Origin of the sequence: Sphingobacterium thalpophilum, assembly GCF_038396785.1 — a bacterium.
Lineage (GTDB): Bacteria > Bacteroidota > Bacteroidia > Sphingobacteriales > Sphingobacteriaceae > Sphingobacterium > Sphingobacterium thalpophilum_A.
The window spans coordinates 1,179,820-1,194,394 of record NZ_CP151087.1 but is presented as its reverse complement, the minus strand read 5'-3'; the positions used below and the strand labels follow the sequence as shown (position 1 = coordinate 1,194,394).

At 42.9% G+C, this 14,575-nt stretch carries 11 protein-coding genes; 4 read left to right on the top strand and 7 right to left on the bottom strand.

Features of this window, described 5'->3' with window-relative positions; genetic code table 11:
- Nucleotides 1-18 precede the first annotated feature (18 nt).
- From AACH28_RS05520 to AACH28_RS05490, 7 genes are all read right to left on the bottom strand, one after another.
- A complete protein-coding gene (locus AACH28_RS05520; protein ID WP_286734976.1) occupies nt 19-348 on the bottom strand; it encodes a hypothetical protein in 330 nt (109 codons plus the stop codon).
- Between the two features lie 210 nt (nt 349-558).
- Nucleotides 559-930: a PleD family two-component system response regulator gene (locus AACH28_RS05515; protein WP_070568401.1), complete on the bottom strand. Its 372-nt coding sequence runs from the start codon at nt 928-930 to the stop codon at nt 559-561.
- 2 nt (nt 931-932) lie between these two features.
- The gene (locus tag AACH28_RS05510; RefSeq protein ID WP_341832455.1) at nt 933-1,304 is read right to left on the bottom strand and encodes a response regulator; all 372 of its coding nucleotides are present in this window, start codon (nt 1,302-1,304) and stop codon (nt 933-935) included.
- Nucleotides 1,305-1,311: 7 nt separating this feature from the next.
- Nucleotides 1,312-4,896 (bottom strand): response regulator, encoded by a 3,585-nt coding sequence (locus AACH28_RS05505; RefSeq protein ID WP_341832454.1) that lies wholly within the window; start codon nt 4,894-4,896, stop codon nt 1,312-1,314.
- Nucleotides 4,897-4,904: 8 nt separating this feature from the next.
- The gene (locus tag AACH28_RS05500; RefSeq protein WP_286774936.1) at nt 4,905-6,374 is read right to left on the bottom strand and encodes an ATP-binding protein; all 1,470 of its coding nucleotides are present in this window, start codon (nt 6,372-6,374) and stop codon (nt 4,905-4,907) included.
- A gap of 690 nt (nt 6,375-7,064) precedes the next feature.
- Nucleotides 7,065-8,222, bottom strand: coding sequence for a zinc-dependent alcohol dehydrogenase (locus AACH28_RS05495; protein ID WP_088161295.1), 1,158 nt, complete (start codon nt 8,220-8,222; stop codon nt 7,065-7,067).
- A gap of 497 nt (nt 8,223-8,719) precedes the next feature.
- Nucleotides 8,720-8,875: a hypothetical protein gene (locus AACH28_RS05490; protein ID WP_341832453.1), complete on the bottom strand. Its 156-nt coding sequence runs from the start codon at nt 8,873-8,875 to the stop codon at nt 8,720-8,722.
- A 212-nt stretch (nt 8,876-9,087) separates the two neighbouring features.
- Between AACH28_RS05490 and dinB the strand changes: the two genes are divergently transcribed.
- The 4 genes from dinB to AACH28_RS05470 all read left to right on the top strand — a co-directional run bounded on the left by dinB (nt 9,088) and on the right by AACH28_RS05470 (nt 14,282).
- Nucleotides 9,088-10,269 carry a DNA polymerase IV gene (gene dinB / locus AACH28_RS05485; protein WP_341832452.1) on the top strand — a complete coding sequence of 394 codons (1,182 nt, stop codon included), beginning with the start codon at nt 9,088-9,090 and terminating at the stop codon, nt 10,267-10,269.
- Complete coding sequence (locus AACH28_RS05480) at nt 10,250-13,186, top strand: DNA polymerase III subunit alpha (protein WP_341832451.1); 2,937 nt, start codon at nt 10,250-10,252, stop codon at nt 13,184-13,186. Before dinB ends, AACH28_RS05480 begins: the two co-directional genes overlap by 20 nt.
- Nucleotides 13,187-13,318: 132 nt before the next feature.
- Nucleotides 13,319-13,861: an Rpn family recombination-promoting nuclease/putative transposase gene (locus AACH28_RS05475; RefSeq protein ID WP_286779492.1), complete on the top strand. Its 543-nt coding sequence runs from the start codon at nt 13,319-13,321 to the stop codon at nt 13,859-13,861.
- Nucleotides 13,862-13,868: 7 nt separating this feature from the next.
- Nucleotides 13,869-14,282, top strand: a complete 414-nt coding sequence (locus AACH28_RS05470; protein ID WP_341832450.1) for a PD-(D/E)XK nuclease family transposase — start codon at nt 13,869-13,871, stop codon at nt 14,280-14,282.
- Nucleotides 14,283-14,575: the final 293 nt, after the last annotated feature.

Here is a 14,575-nt window from a genome sequence, read left to right as displayed (position 1 = left end):
TGAAAAGACAGTTTGATCTTAAATGGTTCTTCCATCGTTAGCTAACTCTCCGTCGTTGGCTTCCTCACGGTCATCAATCTCTCGTTCATCAATCTCTCTTTCGTCGTCTTCCTGTTCGTCAATTTCAGGAAATTCATTTTCTTCTTCGTTTCCCAGTTCTTCGTCGATGCCTAAATCATCCTGATCGGGCATTTCTGGAGTTTCATCGGGTTCATTTTCAAATATTTCCTCTTCAGGATTGTCCGGCACATCGTTCGGAAGATCCTCGGGCCCCTGTTGTGCAACAATTGCGAATGCAACGATAAGTATACCTTGATACCGATCCTGCGTAATTTGGTTTTTATTCATCTTTTAATAAATATATAAAGTGAACCTTCTTGGGATCGGTTTCGTTAACTGATAAACTACGCAATATAGATCGTTTAATACTTGAAATCGCTGTGATAGCATAGTGTCTATACCAGGTAAAGCATTAGTGCAAATATCAAGTATGTCGTTAATCCCTAAAATAATAAAATTGGTGCCCCAGATTGATAAATTTTTGGGGAGTAAAAGATCTTAATAATTTAAATTTAGCATTTTATTGATCACCTTCTCCAGATCGACGATGTCGAATGGTTTTTCCAGGTAGTCATCAGCTCCTGCCAGTTTAGCCAAGCTTTCTATATCTTTGTTCGCGGAAAGATAAATTACCGGTATTCTCTTGAATTCCTGATGGTTTTTGAGTAACTGAGTCGCTTCAATTCCTCCAATGGATGGTATCCAGTTATCCATTAAAATTAAGTCAGGCTTTGTCTCAGTAACCTTTTCTATCACGTCGTGGGAGGTAGAGGACACAGCTACTGAATATCCGAAGCTCTCCAATATCATAGAAATCATCTCCAGCAATTGTTTGTCATCGTCAAACAATAATATTTTCTTCTTTTCCATTCTTAAAATTTTTCGATCAGCGGAATAAGTTCGTCGATATCTATAGGTTTAGAAATATAACCATCTGCGCCAGCACTTAGGCATTTTTCCCGGTCACCGGACATGGCCTGAGCAGTAACCGCAATTATGGTAACATCGTTAAATATTTCGCTGGCTCCCCTGATCCTGGCAATGCCTTCATATCCATCTATTTCAGGCATCATCATATCCATCAGCACGATATTGATATTTTTATGCTGATGGAGTATTTCAAGCCCTTCTGCTAAGGAAGCACTGCTTAGTACAGCATAACCTTTTGACTTAAGAACCAATTTTAGGGCAAAAATATTATAAGGTTCATCATCGATGATCAGAATCAATCTTTTATTGTCCATATTTTAATCAGTTGTATAACCATACACGTAATAATGAAAGCAATTGATCGGTGTCCACGGGCTTTGAAATATAATCAGAGGCCCCGGCTATGATACACCTTTCCCTGTCACCGATCATGTTTTTTGCTGTTATGGCAATTATCGGTATTTCACTATAATGGGGATTTTGACGAATCATTTTAATCGTTTCATACCCATCCATTTCGGGCATCACCATATCCATAAGAATAACAGAAATATCATCGTGTTCTTCAATTTTGTCTAGACCTTCCTTTCCGTCCATTGCAGAAACAACATTAATCTGATACCTTTCAAGCGCTTGAGAGAGATAATAAATAGTGCGTATATCGTCATCGACGATAAGAACTTTTTTATTTTGCAGTACTTCTCTGATGGTTCCTAAAGACGATTTTTTTGACCATTCTTCACCAGGATGGTTTCCTACTAAATGCAAAAACAGTCCAACTTCGTCCAGTATTCGCTGGTAGGAATTTGCCGTTTTGATGACAATCGAATCGGCATATTGCTTCAATTTTAGCTCTTCAGATTTCGAAAGATTCTTCCCTGTGAATACAATGATAGGTATATTTTCTAAACCGGGTTTTTGTCGTATCGAGTCTAATGTGTCATATCCCATATTGCCCGGAACGCCCATGTCCAGTATAACGCAATCTGCTTTATCAGAATAGAGACTGTCGACGCTTTCTGTAACGGTAGTCTTTATTTCAGAAATGATATCATAGCTTTCCAAAAAGTTAGCAAGTGCTGCTGCATGTTTTGAATTTTCCTCTACAATAAGCACCTTTTTCGGATTCCGGGCAAGTGCTTCCTCAATTTTTATAAACATCTGCGCCATTTGTTCCAGCGCAATAGGTTTATCAATAAAATCGATAGCCCCTTGGAGCAGACTTTCCCGTTTAACTTCAAAAGATGACATAACATGGACTGGAATCGGACGTGTAATTGGATTGTTTTTAATCTCTGCCATAACCTGCCACCCATCTTTTACAGGTAATTGAATATCCAATAAAATCGCCGTAGGCTTATACCTTATCGCTGCATCAGCTGCCTGGTCTCCACGCACGATAACTACCCCTTTATACTTTTGCTGCCGGGTATACCTAAGCAGCGCTTTAGCAAAATTAACATCATCTTCCACGATCAATATCACTTTATCGTCCTCTTTTATATCATTCCGGTCATCATCAACATCCGGCGGGATAATGTCAACGGTATGCGGATTACTGGACATTATGATGTCCTGTGTTTCTTCGATGTTTTCCGCAATGGACTGTATAAGCTCTTCCGTTGTCGGAACAGTATTTTCTTCCTGATTTTCGGGAAGTAAAAGGGTAAAGGTACTTCCTTTTTTTTCCTGGCTACTTAAACGGATCTCTCCGCCCAACAGACGCGAGAGTTCACGGCTGATCGAAAGCCCAAGACCTGTCCCGCCAAATTTGCGGCGTGTGGATCCGTCAGCCTGCTGAAAAGCTTCAAAAATGACGTCCTGTTTGTCCGGTGCAATTCCTATACCGGTGTCAGTTACGGCAAAAGCAATCTGTCCATCTTTTGCCTCGTTTGGGAAGACGGAAAGTGTGACTTGTCCCTCTTTCGTAAACTTGATGGCATTTGATAATAGATTCCGTAGGATCTGGTCCAGTCGCTGGCGGTCAGTCCGTATTGTCTTTGGCAGGTTATCTGCCAATTTTATTGTAAATGAGAGTGCTTTTTCCCTTATAATCGGAGAAAATAGATTGTCCAGGTCTTTTGTGAGATCCGAAATTGCAACCTGCTGATAATCGAGTTCCATTTTACCGGACTCAATTTTTGAAAGATCGAGAATTTCGTCGATAAGGGTCAATAGGTTTTTTCCCGATAATTGGATCACCTCGGCCGATTCAATCTGTTCGGTTGTCAGGTTCTTTTCGGGATTATCCGACATTAGGCGTGATAGAAGCAAAATTGAATTGAGCGGTGTACGCAGCTCATGTGACATATTTGCCAAAAATTCTGACTTATATTTCGTGCTCCGCGCCAGTTCTTCCGCTTTTTTCTGAATTTCCTGATTTCGGTCTGCTATCAGTATATTTTTTTCTTCTAGCATTGCAGAGCGTTGCTCCAGTTCTTTATTGGCTTGCAGCAGTTCTTCCTGTTGTACGCGTAGTTCTTCTTCGGACGTCTGGAGTTTTTGGGTATGGATTTCAAGATTTGCATTGAGATTTTCCAGCTCGGCATGCTGTGCCTGAAGTTCCTCTGTCTGCGATTGCGTTTCTTCAAGCAGCTGCTGTACTTTCAGCCGCGCCTGAGCTGCAACAATCGCTGCACCAATATGACGGCCCGCTTCTCTATAAAAGGGCATCTGGGGTTCCTCGAATTTCCTGAAAGAACCAAGTTCAATAACACCAATGCAGGTGTGACCATCAAAAATTGGAAGTAATAAGATCGAATGCAGGGGTAAATATCCTGCAGTAAAACTGACCACATTTTTCGAAGGATATGGATTTTCTATGATCCGTACTTTGCCGTCCACAAACGCCTGACCGACAGCGCCTTCTCCGGGTGCGATAAATTGCCGCATCGAATCTTCATGGCCGTAGGCTCCTATCAGTGCTAGCTGCGTATGCTCAAGGATATAAAGGGAGCCGTTGGCACATTCCCCATAAGTGACTAAGATTTGCAATGCATCGGAAACTAGATCTTCTTTCACTTTGTTGCCGACTAAAACTTCGTTTAGCAAGGCGAGCCCGGTCTGGCGCCATTCATTGTCGCTAAGTTCATCGAAAGATTGTTTTAACGAATCTGCCATATTGTTTAGTGAACCGGCTAAACTTCCTAGTTCATCATGCTCCTGGTCATTGATTTTAACCGAATAGTTTCCGGCAGCAATCTGTCCCGCAATACGTTGTGTTGCGACGAGTCTTTGGGTGATCTCCCTATCTTTTTTCTTAAGGTCTTGTTCGAGCTGTACCCGTTTCGCCAGGTCCCTTCTAAGCCTTATATAAGAAAATATGGTAATGAACAGCGAAAAAATCGCAGCGATGATCACAAAAAGTGAAGTCAATGTTGATGCCGTATTGAGCCTTCCGGACCTACTGTCGAGCAATTTCTCCTCATTGTCTACAAGTCTGGCGAGAAGCGCACGGCATCTGTCCATATATTTCTTGCCCTCCTCCATGTCCGCTAAGGTCACCGTACCCCGGGCCTTTTTTATGTTAACCAGTCCGGCCAGTTTATTCAATCGGGACTCGACCAGCTGGCCGATGCTATCTATTATTTTTTGCTGCGGGAGATTGTCCGATACCAGGTCACGGGCGGTGGCAATTGACTGAGGGAGGGAGCGGGAACTGCTATAATAGGGTTCCAGAAAATGTTCTCTTCCGGTGAGCAGAAACCCCCGCTGTCCAGTCTCGGCATTTTGCAGGTCGATCAAAATTCTGTTCGAGCGTGCAATAACACGTCTACTGTGATCAACCATTTGACTATTATGGATCTGATTACGGATACTTAGATATGATGCTGTCGAACTGGTCAATAACAGGGCCAGTGAAAATCCAAAGCCGATCTGCAGATCTCTTAAAAAACGTTTTGGCATTGCCTGGTTCAATTTAAAGGTAAAGAAAAATAAAAAGTAGTTCCTCCTGTGGGGGCACTGCGTACACCGATAGTTCCATTGTGCTGCTTAATTATTTCAGCGCAGATATAAAGACCAATCCCCAGACCCTGAAAGTTTACGGACGATTCTTCCACACGGTAAAACTTATCAAACACGTGTTTTTGCCTGTTTTCCGGGATACCTATACCGCAATCGGTGACAAATACACTAACTGAGTCAGATTTATATTGTATGTCTATTGTTATACAGGGCCTATTGACTGAATATTTTATCGCATTACTGAGAAAATTGATCAAGACTTGCTCTATACGCCTCTTATCACCTTTTATCATGTGGTTGATAAGATTGGGATCGTAATGAAAATAAAAATCAACATCGGCATTCATCTGTCTCATTGAGGATATAGTCTCTTCAATCAGGTTTTCAATTACAAAATCCTCTTTTCTTAAATTTAGCTGGCCGCTATCAATTTTAGAAATATCGAGCAGGTCTTTTATCAGCTCCTGTAATTTATCTACATGTCCATCTAGGGTAAGGAGATGTTTTTGGATAGAAGAAATGTCGTTTAAGCCGATCAGGCGCATCATAAATTGCACATAACCCTTAATACTGGTCAGAGGTGTCTTTAGTTCGTGGCTGGCAATGCTCAAGAATTCGTCTTTCTTTTTTTCCAATTGTTTTCTGTGGTCAATGTCCGTCAGGGTTCCCACCCAAATTGGGCCCGATTCCTGCTCGCGTATCGGTGCTATGCGAAGAAGAAAATATTTGTAATTTTCTGCGCTAAGCTCTTTGATGCGGACTTCTTTTTCATAAACCGTTCTGTGTGACACAGCGTCAGTCCATAGCATTTTGATCTCCTCGTCATCGGGATGTGTGGGCGGAAAAGATTCAGCGGACCGAGCAAATCGGTACCATTGGGAATTGACAAATTTTATGCCCCCATCAAAATTTGCAGTGAAAGCCAGCTGCGGTAAGGATTCGAGTGTCAGGTGGAGCTGGTCAACCTGTTTTTCAAGGGCACGCTGGGCTTTTTTGCGTTCTTCGATTTCAGATAGAAGCTGTTCCTGCATTTTATTGAGAGCGACTGTCTTTTCATGGAGATCATAGAAAGTTTTGACTTTCAGATTCAGGATATCCGGATCGACAGGTTTAGTGACGTAATCATGACCACCGGAAGCATATCCCTGCGTAATGAATTTTTTGTCCTTGCTGACTGCCGATAGGAATATTATCGGGATATTTTTTGTTTTATTGAGGCCACGTAGGGTTGCTGCAACTTCAAATCCATCCATATCCGGCATCTGGACATCCAGAATAATGAGTACGTAGTCGGTTTTCAGGGATTTTTTTAGCGCTTCCTCACCAGAGAGGGCAGTATCCACTAAAAAATTTTTTGATTCTAAGAGCTTCTTTAACGAAAATATGTTTTCTTCTTGGTCATCTACAATTAAAATCATGGTTTCTGCATTTATGTTTAACGGTAGTTTGAGATTGTATAAGTAAATGTTAAATATACACAGTTTATTTGTATCAACGAATTCAACTCTGTCGTAAAGGGAAAATTTTTGATAAATTATAAAAGCCGGCAGCAAATATAGATTTAGCCGTTTATAAATTGGGGTAATATAGAAAATCGATACAAGTCTACCAAAACTAGCTTTGCGGTATTTTTGTTGATCATGTTTTCCTCATTAGTTCATATTTTGATTATTTATTCGACTCGGTTTTAAAACATTTTTGGAGGGCAAATGGTTGGGTAAGGATACTTAAAAATAAATGAACTATTGTAGCTTCAATAATGCATAGAAATAAACTCTAATTATCTGATATAGTATTTACTATCGTCTTAAAGCGTATGATTGATTTACAAAAAATATTTGCAGATGGGGTGGTCCCAGATCGAAAGTGCTGCAGCTAATTTTAAAGGGGGGATTACAGCTTACACGCTTGAAGAGAAAGTAGACCAAAGCACAGCAAAAATATGGAGAAAATATTTTGGTAACTTTTGAAGGAATACTTGCGAAGCTATTTTAGCGATTTGCGAAAAGGCCTATCCACATTAACCGAACGATAAACCGCGAGGAAAAATCATTTAATGTTTACAGCAAGCCTGCTCATTTTTCGTGATTTTTCCTCGTAAATTTATCTTAGGGTTTCAAAACTACTTTAACGCAATCGTCTTCTTTCTCATTGAAGATTTTATAGCCATGCTCCGCTTCAGTAAGCGGAATGGTGTGGGTGATAATATCATCGAGAACTACTTTATTTTCGCTGACGAGGTTCACAAGCTTGTCAATATAGTTAAGAACAGGGGCTTGACCCTGCTTAATGGTGATACCTTTATCAAAAATCCTGAATAGTGGGAAATTATCGTATGGTGAACCATATACGCCCATGATCGATACTGTTCCCATTCGTCTGACCGCTTCAAAGCACATTTCCAATACTTTTATCGACCCTTTTTCAAAATTTATCGTTGCTTTTACTTTATCCATAAAATTTCGTTCAGGCTCAAAGCCTACTGCATCTACGCACACGTCGGCTCCTCTTCCGTCAGTCATTTCACGAATTGCCTGAATAACATCTACTTTATGTGGGTTTAGGATTTCAACGTTATTGACTGCTTTCGCTTTCTCCAATCGATAGTCCAGTGGGTCTATAGCGATAACTCGACCAGCACCATTAAGCCATGCTGCTTTTTGAGCCATCAGGCCGACAGGACCCGAACCAAAGATTGCAACAGTTTCACCGCCTTTCAGATTTGCCCAATCAATCGCAGACCATCCGGTAGGAAAAATGTCTGTTAAAAACAAAGCCTGTTCATCAGTCAGGTGTTCGGGAATAATCCGAGGACTGATATCGGCATAAGGAACGCGTACATATTCAGCCTGACCGCCAGAATATCCTCCGTAAAGATCAGTATAGCCAAAGAGTGCACCACCTTTTTGATCCATCAAATCCCCGTTGGGACCATAGTGTTTAAAGTTTGAATTCTCGCAGGCAGGAGATGCTTCATGCGTACAGAAAAAACATTTTCCGCAAGCGATCGGAAAGGGGACTACTACACGGTCGCCTTTTTTTAGATTGGTGATTTCTGAGCCCACTTCCTCCACGATGCCCATAAATTCGTGTCCCATGATCAGGTTTTCCTTCTGCGGGACTGCACCGCTTAGAATATGTAGATCGGAGCCACATATTGCGGTCGCGGTTACTTTTAGAATGACGTCTCTTGGGTCAAGTATAGCTGGGTCAGGTACATTATCGACCCTGATATCGCCGGGCTTATGGAATACTGCTGCTTTCATAATTTATATTTTAGAATGTGTGTACATTTAACCAATTATTAATCTGTGTTTTAAAGGAACACATCCAAAACAACTTTGGTTCAAAAAATAATAGCACACAACTATTCACATCTCAATGAAGGGTATTTTTCTCAAAAGATAACGTATATGCAACATCAATATGTGTCAAACCATTAGGTGTTCGGTGATGTTCACGGTGAAAGAATAATTCATTAAATGAAGGTGATGAAGATTAAATAGAATAGGTTGTATGGCGGAGTGATATTATTTTTAAATTCACTAGAATCAATCTCTGTCGAAGAGTCTTCGAATTGCTCTATTGTTTTTTTGAGTTCTTTCCGCTCGCAACAATACTAAGGCTAATCAATAACAGCAATGATAAGGTAATTAGGTAAGGTCTTTTGCTTTAGCTCAAAGCCGCCGAAGCCTCTTAACATGTAACCAAGGCGGGCATCTAATAAGCATTACCTCCCTTAACGATTAACAAGGGAGGCTTTTTATTTTTCCCTTTTCTGCTTTACCAGCACGATCCAATCATCTTGTACGCTTTTTGTACCCACCAATAATCGTGCATCGTCTATTGACAATAAATCGTCCTCCCAAAGTGGAGTTGTGCAGGTTTGAGCGAGCAGTTGCTCCAGATTTCCTTTCATGGGTTTATAGGCATGCGCACCGCATTTCCGCCATAAGTAAGTGAAGTTTAAGCCAATCCTTTACTATAAATTATATCGCTGACAATGAATGTGATAAAAATTAAATCATTTCTCGCTGTTGATTGTTTGCTAATAATATTAGTAATTTTGAATGCAGCAATTACCAAAAATCAAAGGCGACAATACAGGGCTTTTGATACAATTGAAAAAACATGGCGAGGAGTATAGTACATTGTGATCTCGATACATTTTTTGTATCTGTAGAGCGTTTGCAGAACAGCAAACTCATCGGAGTACCTGTGCTCATAGGAGGAAGTAGTGACCGTGGGGTAGTTGCATCTTGTTCCTATGAGGCCCGCAAGTTTGGGGTGCATTCCGCTATGCCAATGCGGCTTGCGCTGCGCATGTGTCCAGAGGCGGTGGTCGTACGGGGCGATCACGATCGGTACAGTCATTATTCGGGTATAGTTACACAAATTATCGAGGAAGAAACGCCTATTGTCGAAAAAGCCAGTATAGACGAACATTACCTTGATGTCTCCGGTATGGACCGCTTTTTTGGCTGTTGGAAATGGACACAGGAACTCCGCCAGCGTATTATCCGAGAGACTGGATTGCCCATTAGCTTTGGCCTGTCGGTCAACAAGACCGTCTCCAAGATTGCCACCGGTACCGCCAAACCCTGTGGTGAAAAGCAGGTACAGAATGGCACCGAAAAAGGTTTCCTCGCACCGCTATCCATCCGCAAAATTCCCATGGTAGGCGAGAAGTCCTTTACCTTGCTCCGAAATATGGGAATTTCCAAAATCGGAACCTTACAGCAGATGGAGGTATTCACCATGCAAAAGGTCCTCGGGGAAAACGGGATCAACATCTGGCGTAAAGCCAATGGGCTCGATGATTCCCTCGTGTTGCCTTTTCGGGAGCAAAAGTCCATGTCCAAAGAAAATACCTTTCAGCAGGATACTATCGATATGGATGTCCTCCGTCGCACGCTGATCAGCATGGTCGATACACTCGCTTTCGATCTGCGCAAAGAGCAGAAGCTGACCAGCTGCGTTACCCTCAAGATTCGTTATAGCAACTTCGATACCCATACCCAACAGCTACAGATTGGCTATACCAATTCGGATCGAAAGCTTACCGATGTGGTAATTGCACTCTTCAAGAAACTCTATAGCCGCAGGATGCTGATAAGGCTTATCGGGATCAAATTCTCTGGTCTGATCTATGGTTCCTATCAGACCGATCTCTTTGACGACAGTGCCGAGGAGGTCAACCTCATGCAGGCCATGGACAAGATCCGAAAACGCTATGGGGCTGAATTTCTGATGAAGGCCATCTGTGCACCGCTGCCAGAGAAAGGAGGGGAGCATGCTCTTAAATCTACATAGCTATTATAGCCTGCGTTTTGGTACCCTCAGCCTGCAGGATCTTGTCTCGGGCATGCTTGCTGGCGGTTATGATACCGCCGTGCTTACCGATATTAATAACAGCTCGGGATCGCTGGACTTCATTAAACTGGGCCGCGCTGCCGGACTGAATTTACTCGCGGGAATGGAATTCCGCGCTGGCGAACAGATTTGTTTTGTCGCTATTGCCAAAAACGAACAGGGCTTCCGTGAGATCAATGAGTATCGAACTAAGCTCAATATGGAAAACCGCGCTATACCGGAGCGTGCGCCCGAATTTGAGGAGGTCTTTGTCATCTATCCCTTTAGCAGGCTCAATGCCTTTCCATTGCGGGACTTCGAATACATCGGCGTTCGACCTAGTGAGCGTACCCGCGCCCAGCTGATGGATCGTAAGGTTCTCGATCGCTGTGTAATACTCGCACCAGTCAGTTTCCGAAAGGCCGACTATACCTTACATCGCCAATTAAGGGCCATTGACAACAATCTGCTGATTTCGCAGCTCGGCGATGAGCAGATAGCTGCCGAGGACGAGGTGTTTATCCCTCGGGTCAAGCTCATGCGCTTATTTTCCGACTTGCCTCAATTGCTGGCCAATACCAACCGCATACTGGGCCAGTGTTCTTTCAGTTTTGATTTTTCCAGTGTCAAGAACAAGGCAACCTTTACCGGTAATCGCTACAACGATAAGCAGCTGCTGCACAAGTACTGCACGGATGGCTTTACCAGGCGCTATGGTCGTAACGACCGGGGCGCGACCGAACGCATCCAGCGCGAGCTTGAGATTATCGAAAACCTGCGTTTCTCCAGTTATTTCCTGATTACGGACGATATCTGCCGCTACGCGCGTGGCCGCAATTTTCACTACGTAGGCCGCGGGTCGGGGGCCAATTCTGCTGTTGCTTACTGCTTAGGGATCACCGATGTTGACCCCATAGCACTCAAACTTCCCTTTGAGCGTTTTCTCAATCCCAAGCGCAAGAGTCCGCCTGATTTCGATGTGGACTTTAGCTGGAATGAGCGTGACGAAATGTACGATTATATCTTTAACCGTTATCAGACCGGTCATACAGCCTTGATGGGCGCTATGAGCACCTTTCGCTCCCGGAGTATCTTGCGCGAGCTGGGTAAGGTGTACGGACTGCCCAAGGCCGAGATCGACCGTCTCGTGCATGAGCCCGAGCATATGCTCAACAAGAATGAGGTGACCAATACTATTCTGAGCGTTTACAACCGCATGGCCGATTTTCCCAATCAGCGCACCATACACGCCAGCGGCGTGCTGATCTCGGAGGAACCATTGACCTGTTATTCAGCAATGGACAATCCGCCCAAGGGATTGCCGACCATGCAGTTTGATATGTACGTGGCCGAAGATATCGGTTTTGAAAAGTTCGATATCCTTTCGCAGCGCGGTATCGGCCATATCAAAGATTGCCGTACCATTGTGCGCGAAAACTTGGGCGTGGTCATTGATACCGACAATCCCAAGCGTTTTTTTCAGGATGCCCATATTGCCGCCCAGCTCAAATCGGCCAATACCATCGGTTGCTTCTATATCGAGAGTCCGGCGATGCGGCAGTTGCTCACCAAGTTACGTTGCGATGATTACCTGACTTTAGTGGCTGCCTCATCCATTATTCGGCCCGGTGTGGCCAGTTCGGGCATGATGGGCGAGTACATCCGTCGGCATCACGACCCCACGACAGTCGTCTATCCACATCCCGTATTTAAGGAGCAGCTTGAAGAGACCTACGGCGTGATGGTTTATCAGGAAGATGTGATGAAGATCGCCAATGCCTATGGCGGGCTCGATATGGCCGATGCCGATGTGCTCCGACGGATGATGTCTGGCAAATATCGCAGCAAAGACCACCTGATCGAAATTGAGGATAAGTTCTTTTCCAACTGTAAGGCCAAAGGCTATGACGAGAAGACTAGCCGCGAGATATGGCGGCAGATGGAAAGCTTTGCCGGTTATTCCTTTAACAAGGCGCATTCAGCATCCTTTGCCGTAGAGAGTTATCAGAGTCTTTTCCTCAAGACCTACTATCCTTTGGAGTTTATGGTTGCGGTCCTCAACAATTATGGTGGGTTTTACAGCCGTAAGGTCTATGTCAATGAAGCGCGAATTTCAGGTGGTAATATCTGCTTACCCTGTGTCAACCAGTCGGTCTTTAACACCTCCATTCAGGGTAAAGATATTTATCTGGGTTTTGACTGCCTGCTCAATTTGGAGTGTAAACTGGCCCATCGCATTATTGAGGAACGCGAAGCCAATGGCAAGTACATCAGTCTGGAAAACTTTATCAAACGGACACAGACGGGTATTGAGCAGGTCGTTATCCTAATTCGTGTGGGTGCCTTGCGCTTTACAGGGACGGGGAAAAAGCAATTGCTGTGGGCAGCTCACCTGATGATGAGTAAGCATAAGCCCGTCGCAGCAGGTATGGCGCTCTTTGAGACCGAAAGTCGCAAGCCTATTCTTCCCCCTTTGGAAGAAGATATCTTGGAGGATTATTACGACGAGATGGAGCTGATTGGCTTTTGCGTAACGGGTACGCTATTCGATCTTACCAAAAGCGATTACCGGGGCGATATGCCCGCTCGGGAACTCCATCTGCATGAAGGGAAGATAGTACGTGTGGTGGGGGATTTTGTCTGTGAGAAATTTGTGAAGACCAAGCGTGGCGACCTGATGAAATTCGGAACTTTCCTCGATGCCGAGGGGCAATTTTTTGATACCGTCCATTTCCCGCAGAGCCTAGCCAAATATCCGCTCCGTGGGGCAGGAGTCTATTTGGTTGAAGGCAAAGTTATCCTTGAATACGGATGCCCTTCCGTTGAGGTGATCCGCTGTGCCAAGATGCCGCTAAAGCCTGATCCGAGGAGTGAATAGGACGGAAATGATCTTCATCGGGGAACTTGTTTTAATTCATATACATACTAATATTTTTATGCTAAAAATATTAGTATTAAAATGCTTTTTTACTTATATTTGCATTGTTAACCAATTTAAAAACAATGTATTATGAGTGAGTTGAAACAGTCGAAATATATCGATATTACAACAGATTATGGATTTAAAAAAGTTTTCGGATCAGATACCAATAAAGATCTTCTGATCGCTTTCTTAAACGAACTGTTTAGAGGACGCAAGATTATTGCCGACCTGTATTATAACAAAAATGAGCATGTCGGGGATACAGAGGATATCGGTACCGTTATTTTTGATCTGACCTGTACGGCAGACAATGGCGAACGTTTTATTATTGAAGTGCAGCGCACGGCGCAGGATAATTTGAAAAAGCGCATGCTTTATTACAGCAGTAAATTGATAGCGGATCAGGCACCCAAAGGCAACCGAAGGGCTTGGAATTATGCAATTAGTGAAGTTTATATCATTGTACTGATGGATGGATTTGCAATGCCTGATGCGGGGGATGAGAAGTATTTTCTGCACGATATTTGTTTATGTTATCGAGATCATGGTAAAATATTTTATGACGATCTAGGCTTTATATATGTGGAACCCCGAAGGGCTCTATCATTCCTAAATAGAGAAATAAATTAATGATAAATTGGTTAACTTTGTTAAAGCTGAGGCAGAGTTAGTTAATGATTTAGATCGTTGGCTTTATGTACTCAAAAATATGTCTTCGCTAAATGGACTTTCCACTTATTTGCGTAAGCCTATTTTTGAGAAGTTATTTCAGTTAGCAGAGTATAGCAAACTAAAACCGGAGGAACGAGAGATGTACAACGTAAGTTTAAGGAATAAATGGGATGCCGAGAGTATCCGAAGTAGTCAGGAGGAGCAATTGAAACGAGCGCGCGAAAAAGCAATGGCTGAGGGAAAAGCCGAAGGAAAGGCGGAAGTAATAAAAAATCTTTTGTCTTCGAATAAATTTTCGATATCGGAGATAGCCGAATTAACGAACGTCACTGTAGAGTTTGTAAAGCAGATCGAGGCAGAGAAGGCTAAAGGAAAATAAAACAGATTACAATATAAGATTTTAAGGTCACTTGGATACTGTCTAAGTAGCCTTTTTCTTTTTATAGGTTAAGTTGGTCTTAGACAATACCATTTTGAATAAGCTCTCATTTAAATAAAATAATTGTAAGGTCGAAGAGACGAACTCAACCTTTTTATAAAAAGATCAAACGAATTTTATATTTCTGTTGTCCTTTATTCGAAAAATGAGAAGATTGCTTTTGCTGGCTTGATTTGCACTTGTTAGGCCAGCTTTTTTTGAAACCGACTATCCCATTATTGGGATCATAACTA